This window comes from Streptomyces sp. NPDC097595 (assembly GCF_044761525.1).
GTDB lineage: Bacteria > Actinomycetota > Actinomycetes > Streptomycetales > Streptomycetaceae > Streptomyces > Streptomyces drozdowiczii_A.
In genome coordinates this window covers 72,777-97,352 of the sequence record NZ_JBIWCN010000005.1, presented here as the reverse complement: position 1 = coordinate 97,352, position 24,576 = coordinate 72,777, and the positions used below count along the sequence as shown (strand labels likewise).

The 24,576-nt window shown below is 72.3% G+C and carries 23 protein-coding genes and 1 pseudogene; 7 read left to right on the top strand and 17 right to left on the bottom strand.

Annotated features, from left to right (window positions below; translation table 11 throughout):
• Window positions 1-3: 3 nt before the first annotated feature.
• A complete protein-coding gene (locus ACIQZN_RS09875) occupies window positions 4-492 on the bottom strand; it encodes a helix-turn-helix transcriptional regulator (protein ID WP_403990101.1) in 489 nt (162 codons plus the stop codon).
• A 70-nt stretch (window positions 493-562) separates the two neighbouring features.
• Window positions 563-1,102: a CGNR zinc finger domain-containing protein gene (locus ACIQZN_RS09870; protein ID WP_403990099.1), complete on the bottom strand. Its 540-nt coding sequence runs from the start codon at window positions 1,100-1,102 to the stop codon at window positions 563-565.
• A gap of 185 nt (window positions 1,103-1,287) precedes the next feature.
• On the opposite strand from ACIQZN_RS09870, the gene ACIQZN_RS09865 reads away from it, so the two are divergent.
• Complete coding sequence (locus ACIQZN_RS09865) at window positions 1,288-2,583, top strand: MFS transporter (RefSeq protein WP_403990097.1); 1,296 nt, start codon at window positions 1,288-1,290, stop codon at window positions 2,581-2,583.
• A 682-nt stretch (window positions 2,584-3,265) separates the two neighbouring features.
• Here the strand turns inward: ACIQZN_RS09865 and ACIQZN_RS09860 are convergent.
• The 3 genes from ACIQZN_RS09860 to ACIQZN_RS09850 form a co-directional block, all read right to left on the bottom strand.
• Window positions 3,266-3,919: a hypothetical protein gene (locus tag ACIQZN_RS09860; RefSeq protein ID WP_403990095.1), complete on the bottom strand. Its 654-nt coding sequence runs from the start codon at window positions 3,917-3,919 to the stop codon at window positions 3,266-3,268.
• Window positions 3,920-4,027: 108 nt separating this feature from the next.
• Complete coding sequence (locus ACIQZN_RS09855; RefSeq protein WP_403990093.1) at window positions 4,028-4,855, bottom strand: SDR family NAD(P)-dependent oxidoreductase; 828 nt, start codon at window positions 4,853-4,855, stop codon at window positions 4,028-4,030.
• A complete protein-coding gene (locus ACIQZN_RS09850; protein WP_403990091.1) occupies window positions 4,852-6,360 on the bottom strand; it encodes a DHA2 family efflux MFS transporter permease subunit in 1,509 nt (502 codons plus the stop codon). The genes ACIQZN_RS09855 and ACIQZN_RS09850 overlap by 4 nt, the downstream gene beginning before the upstream one ends.
• Before the next feature lie 138 nt (window positions 6,361-6,498).
• On the opposite strand from ACIQZN_RS09850, the gene ACIQZN_RS09845 reads away from it, so the two are divergent.
• From ACIQZN_RS09845 to ACIQZN_RS09835, 3 genes are all read left to right on the top strand, one after another.
• Complete coding sequence (locus tag ACIQZN_RS09845; protein WP_403990089.1) at window positions 6,499-7,182, top strand: TetR/AcrR family transcriptional regulator; 684 nt, start codon at window positions 6,499-6,501, stop codon at window positions 7,180-7,182.
• Between the two features lie 156 nt (window positions 7,183-7,338).
• Window positions 7,339-8,022, top strand: a complete 684-nt coding sequence (locus ACIQZN_RS09840) for a response regulator transcription factor (RefSeq protein WP_403990845.1) — start codon at window positions 7,339-7,341, stop codon at window positions 8,020-8,022.
• Window positions 8,023-8,209: 187 nt separating this feature from the next.
• Window positions 8,210-9,433 (top strand): cytochrome P450, encoded by a 1,224-nt coding sequence (locus ACIQZN_RS09835; RefSeq protein ID WP_403990087.1) that lies wholly within the window; start codon window positions 8,210-8,212, stop codon window positions 9,431-9,433.
• Between the two features lie 62 nt (window positions 9,434-9,495).
• On the opposite strand, the gene ACIQZN_RS09830 is transcribed toward ACIQZN_RS09835, so the two are convergent.
• The 12 genes and pseudogenes from ACIQZN_RS09830 to ACIQZN_RS09775 form a co-directional block, all read right to left on the bottom strand.
• Window positions 9,496-10,335 carry an SDR family oxidoreductase gene (locus ACIQZN_RS09830; protein WP_403990085.1) on the bottom strand — a complete coding sequence of 280 codons (840 nt, stop codon included), beginning with the start codon at window positions 10,333-10,335 and terminating at the stop codon, window positions 9,496-9,498.
• Window positions 10,332-11,003 carry an antibiotic biosynthesis monooxygenase gene (locus ACIQZN_RS09825; RefSeq protein ID WP_403990083.1) on the bottom strand — a complete coding sequence of 224 codons (672 nt, stop codon included), beginning with the start codon at window positions 11,001-11,003 and terminating at the stop codon, window positions 10,332-10,334. The genes ACIQZN_RS09830 and ACIQZN_RS09825 overlap by 4 nt, the downstream gene beginning before the upstream one ends.
• A gap of 51 nt (window positions 11,004-11,054) precedes the next feature.
• A complete protein-coding gene (locus tag ACIQZN_RS09820) occupies window positions 11,055-12,275 on the bottom strand; it encodes an MFS transporter (protein ID WP_403990081.1) in 1,221 nt (406 codons plus the stop codon).
• Entirely contained in the window at window positions 12,272-13,237 is a 966-nt protein-coding gene (locus ACIQZN_RS09815; RefSeq protein WP_403990079.1) for an LLM class flavin-dependent oxidoreductase, read from the bottom strand. The genes ACIQZN_RS09820 and ACIQZN_RS09815 overlap by 4 nt, the downstream gene beginning before the upstream one ends.
• A 38-nt stretch (window positions 13,238-13,275) precedes the next feature.
• Window positions 13,276-15,235, bottom strand: a pseudogene (locus ACIQZN_RS09810) (SDR family oxidoreductase).
• Window positions 15,232-16,170: an aromatase/cyclase gene (locus ACIQZN_RS09805; RefSeq protein WP_403990077.1), complete on the bottom strand. Its 939-nt coding sequence runs from the start codon at window positions 16,168-16,170 to the stop codon at window positions 15,232-15,234. The pseudogene ACIQZN_RS09810 and the gene ACIQZN_RS09805 overlap by 4 nt, the downstream one beginning before the upstream one ends.
• A 38-nt stretch (window positions 16,171-16,208) precedes the next feature.
• Window positions 16,209-16,994: a 3-oxoacyl-ACP reductase FabG gene (fabG, locus tag ACIQZN_RS09800; RefSeq protein WP_403990075.1), complete on the bottom strand. Its 786-nt coding sequence runs from the start codon at window positions 16,992-16,994 to the stop codon at window positions 16,209-16,211.
• A gap of 9 nt (window positions 16,995-17,003) precedes the next feature.
• A complete protein-coding gene (locus tag ACIQZN_RS09795; RefSeq protein WP_073969202.1) occupies window positions 17,004-17,285 on the bottom strand; it encodes an acyl carrier protein in 282 nt (93 codons plus the stop codon).
• 103 nt (window positions 17,286-17,388) lie between these two features.
• Complete coding sequence (locus tag ACIQZN_RS09790; protein ID WP_403990072.1) at window positions 17,389-18,615, bottom strand: ketosynthase chain-length factor; 1,227 nt, start codon at window positions 18,613-18,615, stop codon at window positions 17,389-17,391.
• Entirely contained in the window at window positions 18,612-19,901 is a 1,290-nt protein-coding gene (locus ACIQZN_RS09785; RefSeq protein WP_383740263.1) for a beta-ketoacyl-[acyl-carrier-protein] synthase family protein, read from the bottom strand. The genes ACIQZN_RS09790 and ACIQZN_RS09785 overlap by 4 nt, the downstream gene beginning before the upstream one ends.
• The gene (locus ACIQZN_RS09780; protein ID WP_403990070.1) at window positions 19,898-20,224 is read right to left on the bottom strand and encodes a TcmI family type II polyketide cyclase; all 327 of its coding nucleotides are present in this window, start codon (window positions 20,222-20,224) and stop codon (window positions 19,898-19,900) included. Before ACIQZN_RS09780 ends, ACIQZN_RS09785 begins: the two co-directional genes overlap by 4 nt.
• Window positions 20,225-20,250: 26 nt before the next feature.
• Window positions 20,251-21,714 (bottom strand): FAD-dependent monooxygenase, encoded by a 1,464-nt coding sequence (locus tag ACIQZN_RS09775; RefSeq protein WP_403990068.1) that lies wholly within the window; start codon window positions 21,712-21,714, stop codon window positions 20,251-20,253.
• Window positions 21,715-22,073: 359 nt separating this feature from the next.
• Here ACIQZN_RS09775 and ACIQZN_RS09770 point away from each other — a divergent pair, with 359 nt between their 5' ends.
• The 3 genes from ACIQZN_RS09770 (at window position 22,074) to ACIQZN_RS09760 (ending at window position 24,574) form a co-directional block, all read left to right on the top strand.
• Window positions 22,074-22,757 carry a response regulator transcription factor gene (locus ACIQZN_RS09770; protein ID WP_403990843.1) on the top strand — a complete coding sequence of 228 codons (684 nt, stop codon included), beginning with the start codon at window positions 22,074-22,076 and terminating at the stop codon, window positions 22,755-22,757.
• Complete coding sequence (locus ACIQZN_RS09765) at window positions 22,729-22,830, top strand: putative leader peptide (protein ID WP_374215588.1); 102 nt, start codon at window positions 22,729-22,731, stop codon at window positions 22,828-22,830. Before ACIQZN_RS09770 ends, ACIQZN_RS09765 begins: the two co-directional genes overlap by 29 nt.
• A gap of 112 nt (window positions 22,831-22,942) precedes the next feature.
• A complete protein-coding gene (locus ACIQZN_RS09760) occupies window positions 22,943-24,574 on the top strand; it encodes an ABC transporter substrate-binding protein (RefSeq protein WP_403990065.1) in 1,632 nt (543 codons plus the stop codon).
• Window positions 24,575-24,576: the final 2 nt, after the last annotated feature.

Genomic DNA, 24,576 nt, shown 5'->3' with positions numbered 1-24,576 from the left:
ACTTCACGTTAGGGGCCGGGCCGGTGCCGGGGCTTCTTGATTCCTGACCGCTCTCGCGACCCGCTGCGCCAGGCACGCCGGCAGCCCCTCGATGCCGGGCCCCACCGCCGCGCCTGCGGTGTCCGCCCCGCCCTCCGTCAGGCGGCGGAAGCGCTCCGGCGCCATGCCGACCAGCTCGGTGAAGCGGGCGGTGAATATCCCCGGCGTCGCGCAGCCGACCGCCGCGCCCACGGCGTCGACGCCGAGATCGCCCCGCAGCAGAAGCGTCGCGCGGTCCACGCGACGCGCCGTCAGGTAGGCGTACGGGGACTGCCCGTAGACGGTCCGGAACCGCCGGCTGAGCCAGCCGGGGGCCATGTCCGCCCCGCGTGCGAGCGCCACCACGTCCAGCGGCGCGGCGTAGGTCCGGTCGATCAGGTCGCGGACGCGGCGCAGCCGCGCCACGTCCGTCGGGCGCTTCCCCGGGGTACTTCGTACGGGTGAGATGTCCATGTCCAGCAGGCTAGGGACGCCCCGGCGCCACCCGCTTCTCGATTCCTGATGAGCCCGGCCGGACGCGTCGTCAGACGCCCTGCCGCTTCCGGGTGGCGTAGGTGCGGGACTTGTTGCGGTTGCCGCACACCTTCATCGAGCACCAGCGGCGGCTGCGGTTCTTCGAGACGTCCCAGAACGCCCAGGCGCAGGTGTGCTCCGCGCAGCGCTTGAGCCGGGCCGCGTCGCCGGTGGTGACCAGCTCGTTCCAGGCGATGGCCAGGGCGGCCAGGGGCCGGCGCTCCGGCGGCAGGCCCGGGGCGGTGATGAGCGCGCCCCGGGCGGTGACCAGCACCGGGTGCGCGGCGAGGACCCGCTCGGTGGCGGCGAGCAGCGCGGGGTCGGGGGTGTCGCCCACGTGCGCGCCCAGCTCCTCCCGGAGGCCCGCGCGCAGGGCGAGATAGTCGGCGTGCGCGTCCGCCGCGAGCTCCACCGGGGCGTCGAGCAGGCCGCGCCCGGCGAGCCAGGCGGACAGCCCGGCGGCGGTGGCGATCTCGTCGCTCGCTTCCTCCACGTCGACCGTGTTGGCGAAGGCTTCGACCAGGACGGCCGGGACCGGCTGCTCCAGCATGCGCCTCACTCCTTCCGTACGCCCCACCATTCTACCGGCTATCGGTTTTACCGGTTGCGTGGTGCGGACGGCGTGGGGCACAGTGCTCTCACCGGCTAACGCGTTAGGTGGTGAGATGGCGTGCTGTCGAAACGGCGTGCTGGCGAGACGGTGTGCTGCCGAGACGACCAGGGGGATGGACGGCCATGACCACGACAGCGCCCGAATACACGGGCACCGCGACCGCGCGGCACGAGACGCGCCTCGGGCGCCGTAACACCGCCGTCCTCGTGGCATTCACCGCCGCGACCAACCTCGCCGACGGCGTGATGAAGATGGCGCTGCCCCTCCTCGCCGCCCAGCTCACCGGCTCACCCGCGCAGGTCACCGCCGTCTCCCTCACCCTGACGCTGCCGTGGCTGCTCATCGCCCTGCACATCGGCGTCCTCGTCGACCGCCTCGACCGCCGCCGGCTGCTCTGGACGGCGAACGGCATGCGCGTGGCCGCGATGGCCTGGCTCACCGTCGCCGCCCTCACCGGAGGCGTCGCCCTCCACGTGCTCTTCGCCGCCGGAGCGGTCCTCGGCGTCGCCGACGTGGCGGCATCGACCTCGGCATCCGCCCTGGTCCCGGCCGCGGTGCCGCCCGCCGGGCGCGAACGGGCCAACGCCTGGATGGTGGGCGCGGAGACCGTGGGGCAGGAATTCGCCGGCCCCTTCGTCGGAGGGCTGCTCCTGGCCGCCGGAACCGGCCTCGCCCTCGGCGTGACCGGCGCCTCCTACGCCCTCGCCGCCCTGGCCCTGCTCCTGCTCGTCGGCCGCTTCCGCCCCGCCGCACCCGCCCCGGACACGGCACCCGCATCGGTCAACAGCCGCATCGCCGAGGGCGTGCGCTTCCTCTGGAACGACCGCCTGCTGCGCACCCTGTCCCTGCTCGTCGCCGTGCTCTCCGCCGTCTGGGGCGCCTGGCTGGCCCTCATACCGCTCTACGCCCAGCAGGTCATGGGGCTCGGATCCCGTGAGTACGGCATCCTGCTCAGCGCCCTCGGCGTCGGCGGCCTGGCCGGGGCGCTGACGGTGACCTGGGTCAACCGGGTGCTCGGTGCCCGACGCGCGATGTTCGCCGACCTGATCGGCACCATCGCGATGGTGGCGCTGCCCGCGCTCACGACGAACCTGTGGGCGGTGGCGGCCGGCGCCTTCCTGGGTGGCATGGGTGGCACCCTCTGGTCGGTCAACGCCCGCACCCTTACGCAGCGCAGGGTGCCGGACGAGATGCTCGGCCGCTACGGCGCAGCGTCCCGCCTCTTCAACTTCGGCGCCATGCCCCTGGGCGCGGCGCTGGTGGGCCTCCTGGCCGAACTGGGCGGCATGCGCCTCGCGTTCGGCCTGTTCGCCGCCGCGACCGCCGTCACGCCGGTGCTGTTCATCCGGAACGTGCCCTCATCCTCCGGGCGCGCGTCCTCACGGTCCGGGCCGAGCACGCCGTCAGGGACCGTTTAGGGCTTCCCCGACCGGGCCGAGCGAGCGCGTGCCATCGCGGTCTGGACCGTCGTCGGCGCCGTCGCCGTCGCGGCCGTGGGCTTCCTCGTCGCGCAGGCGCGGGGCGCCCACCCGATGCTGCCGATGACGCTGTTCCGTACCCGGGTGGTGACGGTGTCCCTGGTGGTCGGCTTCATGGCCAATGACGGCCCTGGTGGCGCTGGTGGACCTGGCCTCCGCCCGGATGGCCGCCCGGTGCGGACCGCGTGTCCCGATGACGGCGGGGCAGCTCGTCGGTGCGGGCGGGCTGCTGTCCCTGTTTGTCGTCGGCCCGCACACCGGGGCGTGGGTGGTGGCGATGCTGATGGTGCCGGTCGGACTCGGCGGTGCGCTGGCGGTGCCGGCCCTGACCGCGATGCTCCTGGACGCGGTGCCCGCCGACCGCGCGGGCACCGCCGGGGCAGTGCTCAACACAGCGCGCCAAGTGGGCGGGGCGATCGCGGTGGCCGTCTTCGGGGCGCTGCTGGCGGGCGCCGACTCGTTCCTCGCCGGGATGCGCTGGAGCGTGCTGCTCGCGGCGGCCGGGCTGCTGGTGACCGCCGCCGCAACCCTGACACTGCCGAGGGCCGGAGGCGCCGGGGCGCCCGCGGTGAAGGTGTCACCGGCCAGGACCGGGGTGTTCCGCCGACCCGTGGCGGTCGTTTCATCGCGGAGCGGTCGCGTCCGGGGGCAGGAGGGTGCGGTGGTGGCGGTAGAGGGTGCCGGTACCGCCGAAGTCCTTGAGCACCGGGGCCCATACCGCCTCGATGTGGGCGACGGCCGGCTCCTCCGCGACCCACTCGGAGAAGCTGAGCACCTGGCGACCGTCCGAGGCGATGTGGAGGTGCGCGGCAAGGGCGCCGGGGTAGGCCCGGTCGTCGCCCTCCGTCCGCTCTTCCCCCGCGAGCAGCCCGTCGAGCCAGTCGCGGGCGGCCCGCTCGTCCTCGGCGGGGAAGAACGCCGCCGGGAACGACTCCGGGACGGGCGCCGGCTCCTCCACGGCGGTGCCACGGACCGTGCGGTAGTGCCGGAACACCCGGGAGACAGCGCCCGCTCCGGCCGGAGAGCCGGTGGCCGGAATCCGGTCCACGGCGTCCCACTGGGCGTAGGTGAGGACGGAGTCGTCGTCACCGCTGGTGTACACGGTCAGGCTGAGCAGCCCGCGCGGCCACGGCACGCGGCGTGCGGCGGCGACGGCCCGCTCGGCGGTCCGCCGGGTGTGGTCCGGTCCCCGCGTGGCGACGGTGGTGACGAGTACGGCCGCGCTGCGCGGATCGTCGAGGACGGCCCGTACGGGATCGGCGGACACGTAGGACATGGTGGCGGCTCCTGGGAGTCGGGGGGCGGGAGGGGCGGGCGCCCTCTCAGTCTCCGTCCGGCGTCCTCCGTTTCCCAGGGCCGCCATCTCAGGTCTTCGTCAGGAGTGTCAACTCCCCGCAAGGAGACGGTCGGTGAGGTCGCGCAGCCGGCGCGCGGCGGCGGGGGCGAAGTCGGGGGTGTCGACCCGGATGCGACGGCCTTCGACGTAGGCGCTGAGCGCTTCGGCGGGGGGTTGGTCGATGGCGTCGGTGATCGGTGGCAGCGCTGCCCCGACGGGCTTCGCGTGCGCTTGCATCGACCGGATGTGGGCGAGCGTCGCGCGGTCGTACTCACCGGAGAAGCCGGTCGCCGTGACCCCGGGGTGGATGAGCACGTAACGGATCCCGGCCGGGCCGTGCTGCTCGGCGTAGGAGACGCCCAGCAGGTCGTTGAGCTTTCCGCCGTGACCGAGCGCGGCCCCGCCGTGGTAGTCGCGGCTGAGCTGGAGATCGTCCCATCGGACGATGTCGAGCCCGGCGCCCGGACCGGCCACGTTGACGACGACCGGATGCCGTGCGCGGGAGAGCGGCTCGGCGAGGGCCTCGCCCAGCACATGGCGGCTCAGATAGAAGAGCGCGAAGTTCTCCTCGTACCCCTCTGCGGTCTCCGTGCGCCGGAAGCGGTAGTGGCGGGCGCAGAACACGAGCGCGTCGATCGTCGGGAACGCGGCGCGGATCTCCTCGGCGGCGCGGGAGGTCTCCTTCAGCAGGCTGAGGTCGGCCGTGACGAAGACGGCCCGCCCGGCGGCGCCGATCGCGTCCGCGTCATCGAGGAACCGGCGGCCCTTCTCGGGGTTCCGGCCGATGACGACCACCGTGTCGCCCCGTCCCAGGTACACCTCGGCCAGCGCCCTGCCGATGCCGTCGGTGCCACCGGCGATGACCAGCGTGCTCATTCGCCCTCTCCCAGCGTGCGAACGGACGCGGTGGGGACTCCCACGGGCGGGGCCTCCTCGGGCGGGCTTCCGGCGGATTGGCCTCCGGCGGACGGGGCCTCCGCCGGCGCGGGGCGGCCCGGCAGCAGGCTCGCCGCACCCAGGACGAGGACGAGCACCACGGACACCGTCCAGTACGCGGCGTGGAATCCCCGGACCGGGTCCCCGTCACCCGCCGTCTGCATCACGAGCGCCACGACGGCGATGCCGATCGACGCCCCGAGCTGGTTGAGCATGTAGAGCACCGAGCTGCCCTGCGGCACCAGGGGCGCGGGCAGGGTGCGGTAGAGGGAGGCGATCGTGGGCGCGCCGACCGCGCCGAGACCCACGCCGATGGCGAACGCGGCGACGGCCGGCCACACTTCGGACGTGTCCGCCCCGATACGGGTGAAGGCCAGCGCGCTCAGCAGCGCGAGAGCGCCGCCCGCCTGGACGAGGCGCCGCGAGCCGACCCGGTCCGAGAGTCGGCCGGTGACCGGCATGGACAGGGCCGACCCGATGCCGAGCGGGGCGAGCAGCAGGGCCGCCTCGAAGGTGCTCCGTCCCTGGACCTGCTGGTGGTAGAGCGGCAGGGCGAAGAGGCTGGCGAACGTGGCGAGGCCGACGAGCGAGCCGACCGTCACACTGGCGGCGAAGCTGCCGCGTTGGAACAGGCGCAGGTCGATGAGGGGCGCGGCCGCACCCTCGCCGCGTCCTCGCAGGGCGTGGAACCCGTATCCGCCCAGCAGTACGAGGGAGAGCACCAGGGGCACCAGCACCGACGGCACGGCGAACGCGGCCTGTTCGGCGGCCTGCGAGAGCGCGAGGACACCGGCGGCGACGCCCGGTCCGATCAGGGCGAGGCCGAGGATGTCGAGCTTGCCGGCGGCCGATTTTTCGGCGGGAGAGTCCTTGGGCACGAACTTGAGGGCGAGCGCCAGGGCGACGAGGCCGATGGGGACGTTGACCAGGAACATCCAGCGCCAGTCGGTGCCCTGGAGGATGATGCCGCCGACGACCGGCCCGAACACCGGGCCGCTGGAGCCGACGATCCCCATCACCCCCATGACGCGTCCGGCGCGTGCGGGCCCCGAGGCGCGGGCGAGCAGCGTGAGCATCAGCGGGTCGAGCAGACCGGCCCCCAAGCCCTGCACGACGCGGAAGACGATGAGGCTGGGTGCGTTCCAGGCGAGGCCGGAGGCGACCGAGCCGACGAGGAAGACGACGAGGCCGAGCAGCCACAGCCGGCGTCCGCCGAACCGGTCGACCGCCCAGGTGGTGACGGGGATCGAGACGGTGAGCGCGAGCAGATAGCTTGTGGACACCCAGCTGATGGTGGACAGCGAGGTGTCGAAGTCCCGGGCGAGGGTGTCGGCCGCGACGGCGATCATCGAGCCGTCGAGGATCCCCATGATCCCGCCCAACAGGATCACGCCGATCAGCCGCCGCAGGGCGGGATCCAGACGTTCGTCCTGTGCATGCGCCATGACTGTCTCCGGTGAGATCGAGCGAGAATTGCACTGGCGAGTGCAGAGTAGGGCACCCGTGCGTTCGGTTTCAACGCTACGGGGCAGCGGTTTGCACTCGCTGGTGCATTTCTGCGAGCCGGTGGGTACGATGGCGGAGTGAGCGGAACGAGCACCCCCAAGGCCCCGTCGCGAGGCCGCATCGACAAGCGGCAGGCGATCCTGGGCGCCGCATTCACCGTCTTCGCCCAGCGGGGCTACGCCCGTGCCTGCATGGAGGAGATCGCCGAGGTCGCGGGCGTCGCCAAGCACACGGTGTACAACCACCTCGGCGACAAACAGAACGTCTTCCGCAGCGCGATGGAGGCCGCGGCCGACGACGTGATGGCTCAGAACCTGGCCGTCGTGGACCTGTTCACCACCGAGGGCGGCGCGGGTGCCGAGGTGCCGGACGGCGACGAGGCCGCCCGGCTCGAAGACCTGGCGTACCGCCTGCTGTTGCGATGTTGCAACGAGCAGTCCTGGGCGCTGCGGCGCCTGCTCTACGCGGAGATCGGCCAGTTCCCCGACCTGCTGGAGATCGTCTGGGGGCGTGGTGCGAGCCGGCTCAAGGAGGCGCTGGCCGACCGGCTGGCCCGGCTCGCCCTGTCCGGCCGGCTGAGGTCCTGCGATCCGGCGGAGGCGGCCGAGCACTTCCTCGCCCTGCTGACCGGTCCGATGGAGGCCCGGTCCCGGCTCGGCACCCGGGCCGTGCCGGAGGCGGAGGTCCGGCAGGTGGCCCGCTCGGCGACCGGCGCCTTCCTGGGCGCTTACGGGGTGTCAAATCCCTTGCCGAGTTCATGAGTTGACACGTACAGGCAGGTTCGAGCGGTCGTACGCGAAGCGGTCGTGAACGTCCGTGAACGCTTCTTTAAGACCCTCGACACGTGCCATCGGATCCCGGGCCGCGCGGAGAACATCGTCTGCGTACGCGCACCCGATCCGATCAAGGGAGACATCGTGCAGATTCTCGTGGTGGAGGACTCACACAACAGCGACGGCGAACTGACCCGGGCACTGGAACGCCACGGGTACGGCGTCGCCTCCGTCAGCAGCGGCACGGCGGCACTGGACGCACACCGTGGTGCGGACTTCGTCCTGCTCGACCTCGACCTGCCCGACATCGACGGCCTGGAAGTCTGCCGGCGCATCCGCGAGGACGCGGAGACACCGGTCATCACGTTCACGGACAGCGGCAGCGAACTCGACCGCGTCCTGGCCCTGCGGACCGGCGCCGACGACTGCCTCGACAAACCCTACGAATTCCGCGAACTGGTGGCGCGCATCGAGGCCGTGACCAGGCGCAGGCATGCCCCTCCGGGATTAAGGGAGTCCCTGACGGTCCTCTCGATCGGAACGCTGCGCATCAACGCCGCGTCCCGCGAGGTCCTGTTGCGCGGAAGTCCCGTCGATCTCACCCGCAAGGAATTCGACCTGCTCTACTATCTCGCCCGGCACTCCGAGAGCGTGGTCAGCCGGCAACGGCTGATGACCGAGATCTGGGAGGACCCGATGCCGCATGTGCTCGGGTCCCGGGCAACCCGCACCGTCGACACCCATGTCAGCTCCCTGCGCAGCAAGTTGGGCCGGAGCAGCTGGATAAGGACCGTACGCGGTGTGGGATTCAGGGTCGGACACGAGTGAAACCCCGTGGTGGGTCGGCGGATTCCGAAATCCGTCGGCCCGCCACCGCCCCCTGCCCCGCCGGTTTTCCTTTTCCTGACAGTGAATTGTCGAGATGTGATGAACCGGCTGACCGGGACGGAAAACGGTGGAATCTAGAGTCGGCAGGGTTCGCACACCGGTTCACCTCACAGACGGAGACGCTCCGATGACGACGACCGATTCCGGGAATTCCCTCTCCTCCTGCCCTTACCATGCCTCCGGCTTCACCTCCGAGCGCCTCGAACTCGATCCGGCCTATGCCAGGCTGCGGAGCGAGGAGCCCGTCACACGGGTCACGATGCCGCACGGCGGGGACGCCTGGCTGGTGACCCGGTACGCGGACGTACGCGCCGCGCTCTCCGACACCCGGCTGAGCAGGGCCGCCGCCGTCGGCAAGGACGTCCCCCGGTCCAGCCCGCTGATCCAGCAGGCCGACTCCCTCCTCAGCATGGACCCGCCGGAGCACACGCGCCTGCGCCGGCTCGCCGCGAAGGCGTTCACCGCACGTCAGGTGGCCGCCGTCCGGCCCCGGGTGCAGGCGATCATCGACTCCCTCGTGGACTCCCTGGAGGAGACGGGTCCGCCCGCCGACCTGGCCACCGGGCTGGCCTGGCCCATGGGCATCACGGTCATCTGCGAGACCTTCGGCATTCCGGAGGAGGACCGCGGCCGGTTCCGCGAGTGGACCGACGCCATGATGGCGCTGACGGTCGCCGATCCCGCGACCATCCAGGCGGCGCGGGACAGCCTCGACGGGTACCTGCGGGAGCTGATCGCGCGCCGGATCGCCGAGCCCGGCGACGACCTGCTCAGCCGTCTGGTCACCTCGCGCGAGGGCGGCGACCGGCTCACCGAGAGCGAGCTCGGCGTGTTCGCCGTGGATCTGCTCACCGCCGGGCACGAGACGACCGCCAACCAGACCGGCAACTTCCTCTACACCCTGCTGTCCCGGCCCCCGCTGTGGGAGTCCCTGGTCAAGGACCCGGCCCTGGTTCCCCCGGCGGTCGAGGAACTGCTGCGGTACACCCCCCTGGCCACCAGCGTGGCGCCGTTCTCGCGGATCGCCGTTGAGGACTTCGAGCTCGCCGGGCAGCTGGTGCGCGCCGGTGACGCGGTGGTCGCGCAGACCGACTCCGCCAACCGGGACGGGACCGTGTTCGAGAACCCGGAGGAGCTGGACTTCCACCGGGAGACCAACCCGCACGTGGCGTTCGGGCACGGGGCGCACCACTGCCCCGCGGCCCCGCTCGCCCGGCTCGAACTGCAGACGGTCATCGCGACCCTGGCACGGCGGCTGCCGGGGCTGCGGCTCGCGGTGCCGGCCGACGAGGTGGAGTGGAACACCAACCGGGTGATGCGAGGTGTCACGCGCCTGCCCGTCGAGTGGTAGACCGGAACGGCCGTGAGCGGCGCCCCGCCGGGGGCGCCGCTCACGCATGGGACGAGGCCGGTTCAGCGGAAGGCGTCGGCGTTCTCCTTCGCCCACTGCACGAAGGGGAGCGCGGGGCGGCCCAGTACGGCGGGCACGTCGTCGTACGTCCTCTGCGGCCGGCCGTCCCGTGCGGCCTGGTACGCGACGAGTGTCGCGGCGACCGGTTCGGGCACGAAGGCGATGAGCTCCTTGAGGTACTCCTCGGGCGTGATCAGCCGCACCACGACCTCCCGGCCCGCCGCCGCCGCGACGAGCTCCGCCTGTTGCCGCGCCGAGAGGGACTGGGGGCCGGTGATACGCAGAGTGGCACCCCGGTGCGCCTCGTCCAGGAGCGCGCGCACCGCGACGGCGGCGATGTCCGACTCGTGGACCGGCTCGCTGTGGGCCTCGGGATAGGCGAGCCGCAGCGGACGCCCCTCCCGTATCTCCTGGGCCCACTGCAGGGCGTTGGTGGCGAACCCGCCGGCCCGGACGAACGTCCAGCCGATCCCCGAGGCCCGCAGCACGTCCTCGACGAGCCGGTGCTGCTGCGCGATCGGACTTGTATCCGCCCCGTGGCTCTCGATGGCCAGGGAGGAGAGCAGCACGATGTGCCCGACTCCGGCCGCCGCCGCGGCCTCGGTCAGACGGGCGGCGCCGGCCGGCTGGGCGTACAGGAAGATCTTCTGCACGCCGTGGAGGACGTCATGCAGGTCCTGCGGTGAGGCCAGGTCGAGTCGCACGCGCTCCACCTCGTCGGGCAGTGCCGTCAGGGTCGCCGGGTCGGCGCTCGCGGCCCGCACCTTCTCGCCGGCGGCGAGCAGTTCGCGTACGACGGCGGCGCCGACCCGGCCGCGTGCTCCGGTCACCAGGATGGTCATGTGTCGCTCCTCTCGGGGGTGATGCCGTGGTGGAGATGGAAGCGGCGAAAGCCTATGGGGCGTACGCCGGCGGTGGCACCGGTGGCCCGGAGGGTGGCCGCGCGGGCCGCGCCCTCCAGGAAGGCCAGGTGCGCCTCGTCACTGGTCCACTCCGCGTAGTTGAGGACCCGGCTGCCGTCCGTGCTCGCGTGGAAGTGGGCGCTGAGCATGCCTTCGCGCTGCTCCGCCGGTGCGTCGGTGACGGCCCGCGCCACGGACTCGATGATCCGCTCCTGTGCGTCGGCTCCGTCGACGTCGAAGGTGGCAACGACGACGGCTCCGGGGGGTGTTCCGGTGGCGTCCAGGACGACGCTGGTGTGCAGCCGGTAGGAGACGGCCGCGGCCGCCGCCGGGCCCCGGAGCGTCCGGACGAGGTCGTGGTGGGCGGTGGTCCGCGCGGACTGGACGTAGGTGAGGACCGTGTCGCCGGCCGTATCCAGATAGGCGTGGAACGAGAGCAGGCCGTCGGGCCACACGGCTGCGGCCCACCGGTCGGACACCTCGTCCAGCAGGGCGCGGGCGGCGTCACGTCCGGGGGCATGCCAGTGGGTGATGTGGACCGAGGCGGCGTCCGGGCGCGCGAGGTCGGGACCGCGCCGGGCGGCGGCGGCCCGGGGCTCAGCGTTCATGGGGCCGCTCGCGGCCGGTGACGGCGAGCGGGGGCGGTGGTGCGAAGCAGGTCATGCGGGTTCCTTCCGTGAGGGCGGGCCGGGACGTCCGTCGCGGAGTCCGGGGAGAGCGGCGGCCAGGCCCGCGGCCGCCGCGACGGCCAGCACGGCGAGGGCCGGGCGCCGGTCGTCGAAGGCGGTCAGGAGCCAGGCGGTGAGCGGGAGGAGCAGGACCGCGCCGAGTTGCACGGCCATCTGATAGAGCGGGATCGCCGTGGCGCGGCGCGACGGCGGTACGGACCCGGCGGCCCGCATGTTGAGCGCGGCGAAGGAGAGCACGAACCCGGCGCCGACGAGGAGCAGCACGGGCAGCGTGCGGGTGAGGTACGCGTCCGAAGGGGGCCGCCACACGGCGAGCAGATATCCCAGCAGGGGCGCCGCGGCCCCCAGCGCGATGAGCCGGCCCGTTCCGTGGCGACGGACCAGGGAGCCGGCGAACGGCACGGACACGGCGAGCGGCACGCAGGCCGGCAGCAGCGCCAGCGCACCCGTCCAGGGCGACAGGCCGAGCTGACCCTGCATCTGGAAGGTGAGCAGGAACAGCAGTCCGTGATAGGTGCCGTTCAGTGTGGCCGCCCCCAGACCGGTGCGCAGCAGTACGCGGTCGTGCCCCGACGGCCCCGGCGCGGGGGCCGCAGCCGGCGGCCGGGCGGTCACCTCGTGGGGGACGAGCCGCAGCCCCCACAGCAGGAGGACGAGGGCGACGGGAGCCGGCAGGAGGAAGATCCAGCGCCAGCCCGCCTCCAGGAGCGCTCCGGACACGAGGAGCCCGGCCGTGAACCCCGCGGCCCCGAAGGCGGAATACACCGAGACGGCACGGCGCCGCTCCGGCCCCTCGGGGTAGGCCGTGCCGATGATGGCGAGCCCCATCGGAGCCGTGAGGGCGGCGCACGCGCCCTTGACCACCCGGGTCGCGATGAGCAGGGCGGGCCCGTCCGCCAGCCCGCCCGCGACCGACGCGAGCGCGAAGCCGAGCATCGCGGCGAAGTAGACACGCCGTCTGCCGAACCGGGCGGCGAGCCGCGGCCCGGTGGGCAGCAGGGCCGCGAACCCGAGGGCGAAGCCGCTCATGAGCCACTGCGTGGTCAGCGGTGACAGGCCCAGGTCGTTCCCGATGACCGGCAGGGCGACCAGGACGAGCGACACCTCCGTCGCGTCCAGCACCATGTTGCCGGAGAGGACGAGGAGCAGAGCCCACGCGTGCCCGGCGGGAGCGCGTTCGGTCGTGGTCACGGCAGGAGGCGCGGCAGCTGTTCGGTGACCAGCTCCAGGTTCTCGGCGACCAGGTCGTCCGGCATGCCGGCGATGCTCGCCCAGAAGATGAGGTGCTTCACGGGCAGGCCCGCGGTCAGCTCCTTGATGCGGACGGCGGCGTCCTCGGGGGTGAGGATGTCGAGCAGTCCGCGCCGGTCCTCGGCGTCCGGATCGCGCAGATCATCGAGGGTCAGCGGCGGCGGGCCGTCGAAAGCGGTTCCCTGGAGGGCCCCTTGACGGTAGGAGTTCACCTGGTGGACCAGGTGGGGGCCGATGCGGTGCCAGGCGGCCTCCGGGTCCCGGGAGAGCAGGATCGGGAGCAGATCGCTCACGCGGGCGGTCTCCGGGTCGTGGCCGCCTTCGACCAGTCCCTCGCGGTACTGCCCGAAGCGTTCACGGGAGATGTGCAGCAGCCCGACGCCCAGCCGCCCGGCCAGCCGGGCGCCCCGCGGCCCGTAGAAGCCGCCCCACACCGGTGGCGGGTCCTGGATCGGCAGGGGAGTGATCTCCCGCTCGCGCCAGAGCCGAAGGATCTCCCTCATGCGTTCCTCGGTCCGTGCGAAGCGATGACCGAAGTCGGCGTCGAAGAGTGCGTACTCGGGGACGCGGTAGCCGGCCCCGAGGCCGAGTTCGAGCCGGCCGCCGCTCAACAGGTCCACGATCGCTGCCTGTTCGGCGATGTCGACGGGGTGGTGCAGCGCCGGCAGGACGACGGAGGTGCCGATGCGTGCGCGGCGGGTGCGTGCGGCGACGGCCGCCGCGAAGGTGAGCGGCTGGGGCAGGTAGCCGTCCTCGAAGCGGTGGTGCTCGGTGAACCACAGACCGCCGACGCCCCGGCGGTCCGCTTCCTCGCAGAACTCCAGGGTCCGCGCGTAGTGGTCTGCCCAGGGCCGGTGCCACTGGTCGGGGTTGCGCAGGTCGAAGAGGAGTCCGACGTCCATGACAGATGCCTTTCGGAAGGGGGGACGGTCGGCACGGCCTAGCCGAGGAGGGTGCCGCCGGTGGCGTCGACGAAGGAGCCGGTGATCCAGCGGGCCTCGTCGGTGGCGAGGAAGGTGACGACATCGGCGACGTCCCCGGCCTCTCCCACCCGCTGGAAGGCGGACAGCTTGGCCATCTCCGCCACGGCCTCCGGGATGTCGAAGACGGGACTCCCGTTGTCGGTGATCCCGGGCGCCACGCTGTTGATGGTGATGCCGCGCGGGGCGAGCTGCCGCGCCAGATGGAGGGTGAGCTGCTCGATGGCTCCCTTGGTCATGGCGTACGCCGTCTGCTCGGGGTTGGCGACCCGGGTCAGGCCCGAGGAGATGTTGACGATCCTGCCCCCCTCGGGAATCGACGGCAGAGCGCGCTGCACCAGGAAGTACGGTGCCTTGGCGTTGACGGCGAAGAAGCGGTCGAACTGCTCCGGGGTGACGTCCTCGGGGGCGACGCCGTTCTGGGTGGTCTCACCCGCGTTGTTGACGAGGATGTCGAGGGTGGTCTCGCCGGTCCGCTCCTTCAGCCCGCGTTCCAGGCCGAGGAAGAGTTCGTGGACGTCGCCGGGGACGCCGAGTTCGGCGCGGACGGTGAAACCGCGGCCGCCCTCCCCCTCGATGTCCGCCAGGGTCGCGTCGGCCGCCTTCCGGTCGTGTGCGTAGTGGACGGCGACGAGGGCGCCCTCGCGGGCCAGCCGGATCGCGAGGGCGCGTCCGATGCCCCGGCTCGACCCGGTGACGAGTGCGGTCTTTCCTTCGAGCCTGTTGCTCATGTGGTCAGCTCCCTGTGGATGCGGGCGGTCGGGGGGTGTCGAGCCCGGTGACGACCCGGGCGAGATGGCGGCGTACGGTGCCCAGGCGCAGGAGCCCGGCGACGACCTCACGCACGCCGTCCACCTCGGGGCCGCCGAGCAGCAGCCGTGCCTGGGCCCGGATTCCGGTGAGCGCGCGGGCGGTCACCGGGTGCCGTTCGCGGTGGTACGCGTCGAGCTCGTCGTCGCCGGCGCGGCCGGTGACGCGGGCGGCGAGGCGGGGACCGAGGGCGGCGGCGTCCTGGAGGCCCAGGTTGAGCGCCTGGCCGCCCACCGGCATCTGGACATGGGCGGCGTCACCGGCGAGCAGGACCCGGCCGCGCCGGTAGGCGGTGACCTGCCGGCTGGTGTTGTCGAACGCGTTCAGCCACAACGGTGTGCCGTGGCCGATCTCCTCGCCGGTCACCTCGGCCCAGGCGGTGGTGACCTCCGCGAAGGACGGCGGACCGGTGCGCCGGGCCGGTGGCGCGCCGAAGAGGTGGACCATCACCCGGGTGGAGCCGTCGGGCCAGCGGTGTGCCGTGGCCAGCCCGTGCGGGTGCCGTTCGAAGCGGCGGTCGGGTACGTCGATGCCGGCCACGTCGGCACGCAGCATCTCCAGCGTCCCGTCCTCGCCGGTGAGTTCGAAGCCGCCGAGCCGCCGTACCGTGCTGCGCTCGCCGTCGCAGCCGACGACGAACGCGGCCGTGGTGCTGTGCGCGGTGCCGTCGGTGCCCGTGTGGGCGACCTCCACGCGGTGCGGGCGGACCGTGAGCCCCGTGACCCGGTGTCCGCGCCGGATGTGGGCCCCGAGGCCGGTGGCCCAAAGCTGCAGGACGGCCTCCAGCCGGGTCTGGGGGCACTTCCACTGACCGGCGTGCGGGTGGCCGGGCTCCGCTTCGGCGAGATCGAGGCGGAGCCCGCCGAAGTGGCCGGGCCCGCCGTCCGGCAGGGCGCCCAGGCGCCGCAGCACGCCGCGGTCCTCCAGGATCTCCAGGGTGCGGCTGTGCAGGGTGGACGCCCTGGACTCCGTGGTGGGTTCGACGAGCTGCTCCAGGACGGTCACCCGGGCACCGCCCAGGCGCAGTTCTCCGGCGAGGAGGAGCCCGACGGGCCCGGCGCCGACGACGACCACGTCGGCCGCCGGGACCTCCGCCGCCGGCCCGGTCAACGCCGGTCTTCCGCGTACTGCTTGGCGTGGCCCAGCGTGGCGCGGCTGTTGCCGCCGAGGGCGTCGCGGATGAAGGCACGGGCCTCCGGGACACCCGCGTCCTCGCCGAGGATCTCCGTGATCTTCTCCGCGTTCAGGACGACGGTGTGCTGGGAGGTGGCCGTGGTGACTCCGTCGGCGTCCTCGTCGAGCTGCCAGTAGCCGGTGTGCAGGGTGAGCAGTCCGGGCAGCGTCGTCTGTTTGTACGCGATCCGGCGGTACGGGAAGCAGACGCGGACGGATTCGGTGGTGTGGGACGACCCGTCCTTGGTACGGGTGTCGAGCCGCAGGATCTGGAGGCCGGGGGTGTCCTCCGTGAGCCGGACCCCGGCGACGTGCGGGAGCCGCTCGGACCAGAGCGCGGCCTCGTTGAGGAAGTCGTACACGTCCTTGGCGGAGCCCTCGACGCGCACGGAGTCCTCGAAGGAGAGGGACAGTTCGGCGTCCGTGGCGCCCAGTTCGAGGTTGGTCTTCAGCCCGGGCAGCTCGGCCCGGCTGTTGCGGTCGACGGCCTGGTCGATCCAGACCAGCTTCTCCGGGTCGTCGTCCACGGCCCGGTACTCGTGGAGGAGTCGGACGCGGGTCTCGCCCTCGGGGAGCGGCTCGATGATCCACGTCCCGGTCATCTCGGCGACGGGGTGGGCGGGGATCTCCTGCCAGAAGCGGATCCGCAGGCCCTCGGGGTCGAGGACCCGGATGGAGGTCCAGCTCTTGGCCTCGCCGTTGGCGGTGGCCCAGATCCGGATGCGCTCCTGGTCGCCGTCGACCTCCAGCTGTTCGACGTGGACGGAGGGCGGGAAGAGGCGGGGCCAGTTCTCGACCTCGGCGAGCAGCCGGTAGACCTCGGAGGCGGCGGCCCGGACAGTGATTTCGTGCTCGACCTCGCGGGTCGTCATGGTGAAGTCTCCTGTGGGTGGAATGGAGTGAGGGGACGTCAGAAGTTGCCGAGGCCGCCGCAGACGTTGAGGGCCTGCGCGGTGATGGAGGCGGCGGTGTCGGACACCAGATAGCCGACGAGACCGGCGACCTCCTCGGGGGTGGAGTAGCGTCCGAGCGGGATCTTGGCGTTGAACCTCTCCAGGACCGCGTCCTCGGTGGTCTCGTAGGCGGCGGCATAGCCCTCGCGTACGCGCTGGGCCATCGGCGTCTCCACGTACCCGGGGCAGACGGCGTTGACGGTGATCCCGGTCGGGGCCAGTTCGTTGCCGAGCGCCTTGGTGAAGCCGACCACCCCGTGCTTGGAGGCCGAGTAGGGGGCGCCGAGGACGACGCCCTGCTTGCCGGCGGTGGAGGCGATGTTGATGATCCGGCCCCGGTCCTTCTGCCGCAGGCCACCCGTGTTCAGGACTTCCCGGGTGACACGGAAGACGCTGGTGAGGTTGGTGTCGATGACGTCGTCCCAGAGGTCGTCGGCGATGTCCGCGGTCACCCCTCCGCCGCTGCGGCCGGCGTTGTTGACGAGGACGTCGACCGTGCCGTAGCGGTCCACGGCGGCGCCGACGAACGTGCGCACGTCGTCGGCGGACCGGACGTCCAGGGTGGTGCCGTCGACGTCCAGCCCTTCCGCCCGCAGTTCCTTGACGGTGGCGGCGACGTTGTCGCCGTTACGGGCTCCGACGAAGACCCGGTGGCCCTGGCCGGCGAGCAGCCGGGCGACGGCGAGGCCGATGCCGCTGGTGGCGCCGGTGACGAGGGCCACGGGGCCCGTGTGCTGGCTCATGAGGTCTCCTCAGACGGTGCGGGTCGCGGTCAGTTGCGCGTTGACCACGTCGATCAGCGCGCGGGGGGTGTCGGCGTCGGTCAGGGTGTCGTCGTCGAGCGTGATGCCGTACTCCCGCTCGATCCGGCCGCCCGTCTCCAGCAGGGCGAGCGACTCGTAACCGAGGGCGTCGAAGGTGGTGTCGAGGATGTCGGCGTCGAGGTCGACCCCCTCCTCGGCGCCGGCGGCCTCCCGGAGGATGCGGCGCAGGTCGTCCAGGACGAAGACGGTGTGGGTGCCGGGCACGGACATGGCGAGGCCTTTCGTGGCGTGGGGGCGTTACGGACGGTCGCGCGGCGCGCGCCCGCGGGCGGGCCGGTCGTCGGGGGCGTGGGAGTCGCGGTGTACGGGCGTGTCAGCCCGGTTCGCCGGCGCGGCGCACGACGAGCGCGGAGTTGAAGCCGCCCTGTCCACGGGCCAGCACCAGTGCGGTGCGCAGCGCGGCGGGGCGGGGGGCGGGCCCGACGAGGTCGATCTCGTACCCCTCGGCGGGGGTGGAACCGACCGTCGGCGGGATGACGCCGTCCCGCAGGGAGAGCAGGGCGGTGGCGACGTCGAGCGGCGCCGCCCCGGAGTACAGCCGGCCGGTCATCGTCTTGGGGGCGGTGACCGGCACCCCGCGCGGCCCGAAGACCTTGGTGAGGGCCTCGGCCTCCGCCCGGTCGAGTTCCGGCACGGCGGCGGCGTCGGCGAACACGACGTCGATGTCGGCCGGTTCGCTTCCGGCGTCGGCCAGGGCCAGCTCGATCGCGCGCTGGAGGCCGGGGGCCCGTCCGCTGCCGGGCCGCGGGTCCATCGTGGCGGCGTGGCCGGTGATCTCCCCGTACACCCGGGGGGCGCCCCGGCGGCGGGCGTGCTCGGCGTCCTCCACGACGAGGAGGGCACCCCCCTCCCCGGGCACGTGTCCGGAGGCTTCGCTGTCGAAGGGGAGGTAGGCGCGCTCGGGGTCGTCGGAGGTGGTGAGCCGGCCGCCGGCGATCTGCGCCACCCATCCCCAGGAGCACAGGGAGGCGTCCACGGCGCCCGCGATGAGGACGGGGGTTCCCTTGCGGACCTGGCGCCGGGCCTGGGCGAGGGCGTCGAGGCCGCCGGCCTGGTCGCTGACGACGACGCTGCTCGGCCCCCGGGCACCGGTGCGGATGGAGATCTGCCCGCTGTTGACCGCGTAGAACCAGGCGAACGACTGGTAGGCGGAGACGTAGGTGCCGCCCTTGCTCCACAGCGCCTTGAGCTCGTTCTGGCCGAACTCGAAGCCGCCCGAGTGGCCGGCGGTGATCACGCCGACGTCGTAGTCGGGCAGGTCGCCGGGGGTGACGTCCGCGTCCGCCAGGGCCCAGTCGGCCCCGACGAGCGAGATCCGCGTCATCCGGTCGGTCTGCGGCAGGAGCCGTCCCGGCAGCAGTTCGGCGGCTTCGAAGCCGCTGATCTCGCCGGCCAGCCGGGAGGGGTAGGGGGTGGGGTCGAACCGGGTCAGCGGGGCGATGGCCCGCCGCCCCGCGAGGGTGGCCCGCCAATAGGTCTCCAGGCCGAGTCCGTTGGGGGCGGCGACGCCGATTCCGGTGATGACCGTCCGGGCGCTCATCGGGTGCTCCGATCGGGTCGGGCGAGGACGACCGCGCTCTGGAAGCCGCCGAAGCCGCTGCCGACGGACAGCACCGCGTCGGTCCGCCGGTCGCGGGCGGTCAGGGGCACGTAGTCGAGGTCGCATTCGGGGTCGGGGTTGTGGAGGTTGGCCGTGGGCGGGACGACGTGGTGCTCCATCGCGAGCACGGAGGCGGCGACCTCGATCGATCCGATGGCACCGAGCGAGTGGCCGACCATCGACTTGATGGAGGAGACGGGGGTCCGGTAGGCGTGCTCGCCGAGGCTCCGCTTGAACGCCGCGGTCTCGTGGCGGTCGTTCTGCTTCGTACCGGAACCGTGGGCGTTGATGTAGTCGATGTCCTCGGCGTCCAGCCGTGCCTCGTCCAGGGCCACCCGGATCGCCTCGGCCATCTCCTTGCCGTCGGGCCGCAGCCCGGTCATGTGGAAGGCGTTGGACCGGGTGGCGTAGCCGGCCACCTCGGCGTAGATGTGCGCCCCTCGCCGCCGTGCGCCGGAAAGCTCCTCCAGGACGAAGACGGCGGCGCCCTCACCGAGGACGAAACCGTTGCGGCTGGAGTCGAAGGGACGGGAGGCGTGTTCGGGGTCGTCGTTGCGGGGGGTGGTGGCCTTGATGGCGTCGAAGCAGGCCACCGTGATGGGGGAGATGGGGGCGTCGGTGGCGCCGGCCACCATCACGTCGGCGAGACCGTCCCTGATGACCCCGGCGGCGTGGCCGACGGCGTCAAGCCCGGAGGTGCACCCGGTGGAGACGACCGTGCCCGGGCCCTCGGCGCCGACGGCCCAGGCGACCTCCGTGGCGAAGGAGCTCGGGACCAGGAAGTTGTAGAGGTGCGGCACGGCGTAGCGGTGGTCGACCAGGTCGAGCCTGCCGCCGTCGCTGACCGTGCGGTACTCCTGGTCGAGTCCGGTGGTGGCGCCGACGGCGCTGCCGATGGTGACCCCGGTGCGCACGGGGTCCAGGGCCGTGAAGTCGAGCCCGCTGTCGTGGACGGCCTCGCGGGCGGTGACGACGGCGAACTGCGCGGCCCGGTCCATCCGCCTGACCTCCTGCGGGCCGAGGCCGGCGAGCTCGGGGTCGAAGTCGACCTCCGCGGCGACCTGGGAGCGGAACGGCGAGGGGTCGAAGAGGGAGATCCGCCGCGTCGCGGTCCGGCCGTCGGAGATCAGCCGCCAGAAGTCCTTGGTGCCGAGGGCGCCGGGAGCGGTGACACCCACCCCGGTGATGACGACGCGGCGTTCCTGTCCGGGCGGGGTGGCGGTCACGTGGCGCTCCAATGGTAGAAGCGCCGGGCCAGCGCATCGGCCGGCGAGCGCCAGGTGGCGGGGTCGTAGGCCGCGATGTGGGGCTTGAGGTCGTCGCTGATGCCGATGAACCGGCTGTCGGACTTGGCGGCCTCGATGCGCTCGCCGCCGTCCTCGCCGTCGAAGTCCTGCAGGTGGAAGTAGAGCCCGCGGTACGCGAACAGCTGGCGGCGGCGGGTGCCCATTCGGTGGGGCATGTCGGTGGTGTCGAACTCGCCGAAGAGACGGGCGACTTCGTCGGAGCTTCCGAGCTCCATCCGGGCGACGATGAGGTTGCTGTGCATGGTGGCCTCTCTGAGAGCGGTCGGGGTCAGGCCGGGCCGAACCAGCGGTCCAGCGCGGTGGGCAGGTCGTGGTGGCTGCCGGGGGCGGCCCAGGCGACGTAGCCGTCCGGGCGGAGCAGGACCGCGGTGGTGCCGGCGAGCCCGGCGGGCACGGGGCCGTGCGGGGCGCCGGTGACCACGTCGATCCGGTCCCGCCAGCGGGCGGCCCGGTGGCGCGGCCAGGGGTTGTCCGTGAGGTCGAGCAGCACCCCGCGGCCGGAGCGGAGCAGGGCGGTGGAGCTGGTCCGGCCGGCCCGGGTGGTCAGTTCCAGGCGGGGCAGGCGGGCGCCGAGCAACGGGTGGGAGCCGGTGCCGACGTCGTACCGGATGTCGGTCCCGCTGACCTTGGCGGCGAGATGGCGGGCCACCTCGTCGTACGGGAGGAGCTCGGACAGGACGTCCCGCAGCGGTTGCACGTCGTCGCCGCCGAGGATGAGGAGGCTCTGCGCGCGGGTGTTGGCCAGGAGCTGCCGCCCCACCCGGTGGCGTTCCGAGTGGTACGTGTCGATCAGGGCGGCGGGAGCCGTCCCGCGCAGGACGGCGGCGAGCTTCCAGCCGAGGTTGAACGAGTCCTGGATGGAGGTGTTCATGCCCTGCCCGCCGGCCGGCAGGTGGATGTGGGCCGCGTCCCCGGTCAGCAGGACGCGGCCCCGCCGGTACTCGGACGCCTGACGGGTGGCGTCGGTGAACGCGGACACCCAGACGGCCTCGGCCCCCGAGATGTCGCCGCCGGTGAGCCGCTTCCACACGTCGGCGACCTCGTGGAAGGAGGGCGGCCCGGTGCGCCGCCCCGGCAGGGCGCCGCGTTCGCCGACGATGACGCGGTGCAGGCCGTCGCCGAGCGGGGCGGCCATGACCATCCCGCCGGCGAGGCTCTGCCCGGTCGCCCGGGGATCCACGTCCACGCCCCTGATGTCGGCGAGGAGCAGTTCCGTGGTGGCCTCGGTGCCGGGGAAGTCGAAACCGGCCGCTTTGCGGACCGCGCTGCGTCCGCCGTCCGCCGCGACGAGATAGCGCGCGGTGAGCGTGGATTCCCGGTCGCCCGCCCTGACGCGTACGGAGACCGCATCGCCGGTGTCATCGAGCGACAGGAACTCATGGCCCCGCCTGATGTCGGCGCCCAGTTCCCGGGCCCAGCTCTCCAGGACCGTCTCGGTGACGGACTGCGGGATGCCGCGCGCGGCGGGATGCGCGCCGCCGAGGATGGCCAGGTCCAGCGGGATGCCGCCGAAGTGGCCCCGGGTGCTGGTGTCCAGTTCGCCGAACCGGGACAACAGACCACGCTGGTCGAGACTTTCCGTCGTACGGATGGTGAAACCCAGTCCCCGCGATTCCCCGGTACGCCGGGAAAGGCGTTCGACCACGATGACATCGATTCCGGCCAGACGTAATTCACCGGCGAGTACGAGTCCTGCCGGCCCCGCTCCGACAATGATGACCGAAGCATCCATGGAGTCTCCCGACTGAAGGTCCGTTCGATTCCTGCTGACGTGAAACATCCTCGGCCGCCGCACTTTTTGTTTTCAAGGCGGAAACGTCAAGGTCCTGCGCAAGGAGATGTCAAGCGATCGTCAAGTCGCCGGGGCGGATGTCTGACATTCACGCGGCGGGGAAAAGCCCGGCGCCGGGCCGACTGCGCGGCCGGTGCCAAGGAAATGTCAGAGGAAGTACAAATCCCTGTTCAGGAAGGCGCAGGACACCCCCTGGGACCGCTTCCTGTGACCCCGCTCACAGTCAGGTGCGTGGCCGGGTGTCTAGCCTGAGGACCGCAACTTCGGTGCTGCGCCCGCACCATGGAACGGGGGAATTGATGCGCGTCCTGGTCGTTGATTCCGACAGGTCGAACGGAAACACGTTGAGTGCCCAGCTGAAGCGTCACGGGTACGACGTGGAGATCTGCACGACGGGCACCGAAGCTCTGGAAAAGCACGCGAAGTTCGACCTCTTTCTGATCGATCTCCTCCTGCCCGACATCGATGGCCTGGAGGTCTGCCGGGCCGTCCGGGCGACCAGCGATATTCCTGTCATCGCTTTCACGGACGCCGGGATGAAACTCGACCGGATCCTGTGCCTGCAGGCGGGCTGCGACGACTGCATGGCGAAGCCGTACGGATTCCGTGAGCTCCTCGCCCGCATCGATGCCGTACTCCGGCGGTCCCGCCCGGTGACGGCACGGAGCACGCGGGCGGCGGCGATCGCGCACGGTTCGCTGTGCATCGATCCGGAGACGCGGGAGGTGCGGCTCAACGGCCGGCTGATCGGGCTCACCCTCAAGGAGTTCGACCTGCTCCACAGGCTCGCGTCGGAGCCGCACACCGTGCACTCCAGGGCCTCGCTGATGGCCGCCGTGTGGGGGTTCCCGGGACGTCACGTCCCCGGCGGCCGGGCCAGCCGCACGATCGACACCCACGTGAGCGCGGTCCGCTCCAAGCTCGGCTCACCCGACTGGATCATCACCGTCCGCGGTGTCGGCTTCAGGATGGGCCGTGTCTGAGCGGGTACCGCTGACGACCCGTCGGCACATCGATCTGCAACGCCTCGCCGGCTTCCTCTGTCCGGGGCACTGACCCCACCTCCCGCACCTCGCGCGGGCACGCGTGTGCCACACGGGCCCCCGATGCCCGTGCCCCCACCCCAGTCTCCTCATTTCCGCTCTCGCTCACCCGGAGTCGTACCTTCATGTCCAGACGTCCCACGCCCGCGCGCCGTTTCGCGGGCTCCCCGACGGCCGCCCTCGCCGCCGCGCTCGTCCTCCCGCTCACCGCGACGGCCTGCTCCGGAGCATCCGGGTCCTCCGGCAAGGCGGCGTCCACGCCGCGGTCCGGCGGCCACCTCAGGTTCGCGATGGCGGCCGACCCCGGCTGCGTCGACCCGCACCAGGCCACCACCACCGACGCCCTGTACGGGGCCCGCGCCTTCGTGGACTCGCTCACCGACCAGAACCCGACGACCGGCCAGATCGTGCCGTGGATCGCACGCTCGTGGCAGGTCTCGCCCGACGCCACGCAGTTCACCTTCAGCCTGCGCACGGACGCCACCTTCGCCGACGGCACCCCGGTCGACGCCAAGGCGGTCAAGGCCAACCTGGACGCCGTCGCCGCCCTGGGCGCCAAGTCGATGCTGGGCGCCGGCTACCTCCAGGGCTACCGCGGCACCGAGGTCGTCGACCGTTACACGGCCAAGGTCACCTTCAAGGGGCCCAACGAGCAGTTCCTCCAGGCGACTTCGACGGCGACACTGGGGCTCCTCGCCCCCGCGAGCCTGAAAATCCCGGCGGACAAGCGCTGCACCGCCGAACTGATCGGCTCCGGGCCGTTCACCCTCGACGGCTACACCCCGAACACCTCGGTCGAACTGACCAGGCGCAAGGGCTACACATGGGGCTCCCCGCTCTGGAAGCACTCCGGAGCCGCCTATCTGGACAAGCTCACCCTCAGAGTCGTCCCCGAGGCCGGTGTACGCAGCGGGAGCCTGAACTCCGGGCAGGTCGACGCGATCGCCGGCGTCGCGCCGCAGGACCAGGAGACCCTCGCGGGGCAAGGGCTGAGCGTCCTCGACCGGCCCAACCCTGGTGTCCCCGTAGCCCTCAGCGTCAACACCGCACGGCCGCTGACGAAGGACCCGGCCGTGCGGCACGCCCTCCAGACGGCCGTGGACCGGGACGAGGTCGTGCAGACCGTCCTCAGCCCCAGCTACCTCCCCGCGACCAGCGCGCTGTCCAGCAGCACGGGCGCGTACGCCGACAACAGCGCGCTGCTCGCCCACGATCCGGAGAAGACCCGGAAGACGCTGGACGCGGCCGGCTGGGTGCCCGGCCCGGACGGCATCCGGGTGAAGAACGGCAAGAAGCTGAACCTGAAGGTGATCCTGGGCGCGAACTTCGGGCCCAACCAGACCGTTCTGGAACTGATCCAGCAGCAGCTGCGCAAGACCGGGATCGGCCTCACCCTCACACTGCTCTCCCTGCCGGATTACCAGCAGGCGCGCGGCGCGGGCGACTACGACCTCGCCTGGGGCAACGGCACCCGCAACGACCCCGACATCCTGCGCACCGCGTTCTCCGGCAAACTGCTCAACCTCGGCCGCATCGACGACCCCCGGCTGGAGAACTCACTGGACGCCCAGGCCGCCGCGATCGACCCGGAGAAGCGGGCCGCCCTCGTCGCGACCGCGCAGCGCCGGGTGCTGGAACAGGGCTACCAGATCCCCGTGTTCGAGATGGCGAGCGTCTACGGAATCGGCGAGAAGGTGCACGGCCTGACCCTGGACTCGACGTCCTACCCGCAGTTCCACGACGCGTGGCTGTCCTGACC

Excerpts from the sequence above, each read along its gene's own strand:
- ACIQZN_RS09875 (WP_403990101.1), bottom strand. The coding sequence starts at position 492 with ATGGACATCTCACCCGTACGAAGTACCCCGGGGAAGCGCCCGACGGAC.
- ACIQZN_RS09870 (WP_403990099.1), bottom strand. The coding sequence starts at position 1,102 with ATGCTGGAGCAGCCGGTCCCGGCCGTCCTGGTCGAAGCCTTCGCCAAC.
- ACIQZN_RS09865 (WP_403990097.1), top strand. The coding sequence starts at position 1,288 with ATGACCACGACAGCGCCCGAATACACGGGCACCGCGACCGCGCGGCAC.
- ACIQZN_RS09860 (WP_403990095.1), bottom strand. The coding sequence starts at position 3,919 with ATGTCCTACGTGTCCGCCGATCCCGTACGGGCCGTCCTCGACGATCCG.
- ACIQZN_RS09855 (WP_403990093.1), bottom strand. The coding sequence starts at position 4,855 with ATGAGCACGCTGGTCATCGCCGGTGGCACCGACGGCATCGGCAGGGCG.
- ACIQZN_RS09850 (WP_403990091.1), bottom strand. The coding sequence starts at position 6,360 with ATGGCGCATGCACAGGACGAACGTCTGGATCCCGCCCTGCGGCGGCTG.
- ACIQZN_RS09835 (WP_403990087.1), top strand. The coding sequence starts at position 8,210 with ATGACGACGACCGATTCCGGGAATTCCCTCTCCTCCTGCCCTTACCAT.
- ACIQZN_RS09830 (WP_403990085.1), bottom strand. The coding sequence starts at position 10,335 with ATGACCATCCTGGTGACCGGAGCACGCGGCCGGGTCGGCGCCGCCGTC.
- ACIQZN_RS09825 (WP_403990083.1), bottom strand. The coding sequence starts at position 11,003 with ATGAACGCTGAGCCCCGGGCCGCCGCCGCCCGGCGCGGTCCCGACCTC.
- ACIQZN_RS09815 (WP_403990079.1), bottom strand. The coding sequence starts at position 13,237 with ATGGACGTCGGACTCCTCTTCGACCTGCGCAACCCCGACCAGTGGCAC.
- ACIQZN_RS09805 (WP_403990077.1), bottom strand. The coding sequence starts at position 16,170 with ATGACGACCCGCGAGGTCGAGCACGAAATCACTGTCCGGGCCGCCGCC.
- fabG (WP_403990075.1), bottom strand. The coding sequence starts at position 16,994 with ATGAGCCAGCACACGGGCCCCGTGGCCCTCGTCACCGGCGCCACCAGC.
- ACIQZN_RS09795 (WP_073969202.1), bottom strand. The coding sequence starts at position 17,285 with ATGTCCGTGCCCGGCACCCACACCGTCTTCGTCCTGGACGACCTGCGC.
- ACIQZN_RS09790 (WP_403990072.1), bottom strand. The coding sequence starts at position 18,615 with ATGAGCGCCCGGACGGTCATCACCGGAATCGGCGTCGCCGCCCCCAAC.
- ACIQZN_RS09780 (WP_403990070.1), bottom strand. The coding sequence starts at position 20,224 with ATGCACAGCAACCTCATCGTCGCCCGGATGGAGCTCGGAAGCTCCGAC.
- ACIQZN_RS09775 (WP_403990068.1), bottom strand. The coding sequence starts at position 21,714 with ATGGATGCTTCGGTCATCATTGTCGGAGCGGGGCCGGCAGGACTCGTA.
- ACIQZN_RS09770 (WP_403990843.1), top strand. The coding sequence starts at position 22,074 with ATGCGCGTCCTGGTCGTTGATTCCGACAGGTCGAACGGAAACACGTTG.
- ACIQZN_RS09760 (WP_403990065.1), top strand. The coding sequence starts at position 22,943 with ATGTCCAGACGTCCCACGCCCGCGCGCCGTTTCGCGGGCTCCCCGACG.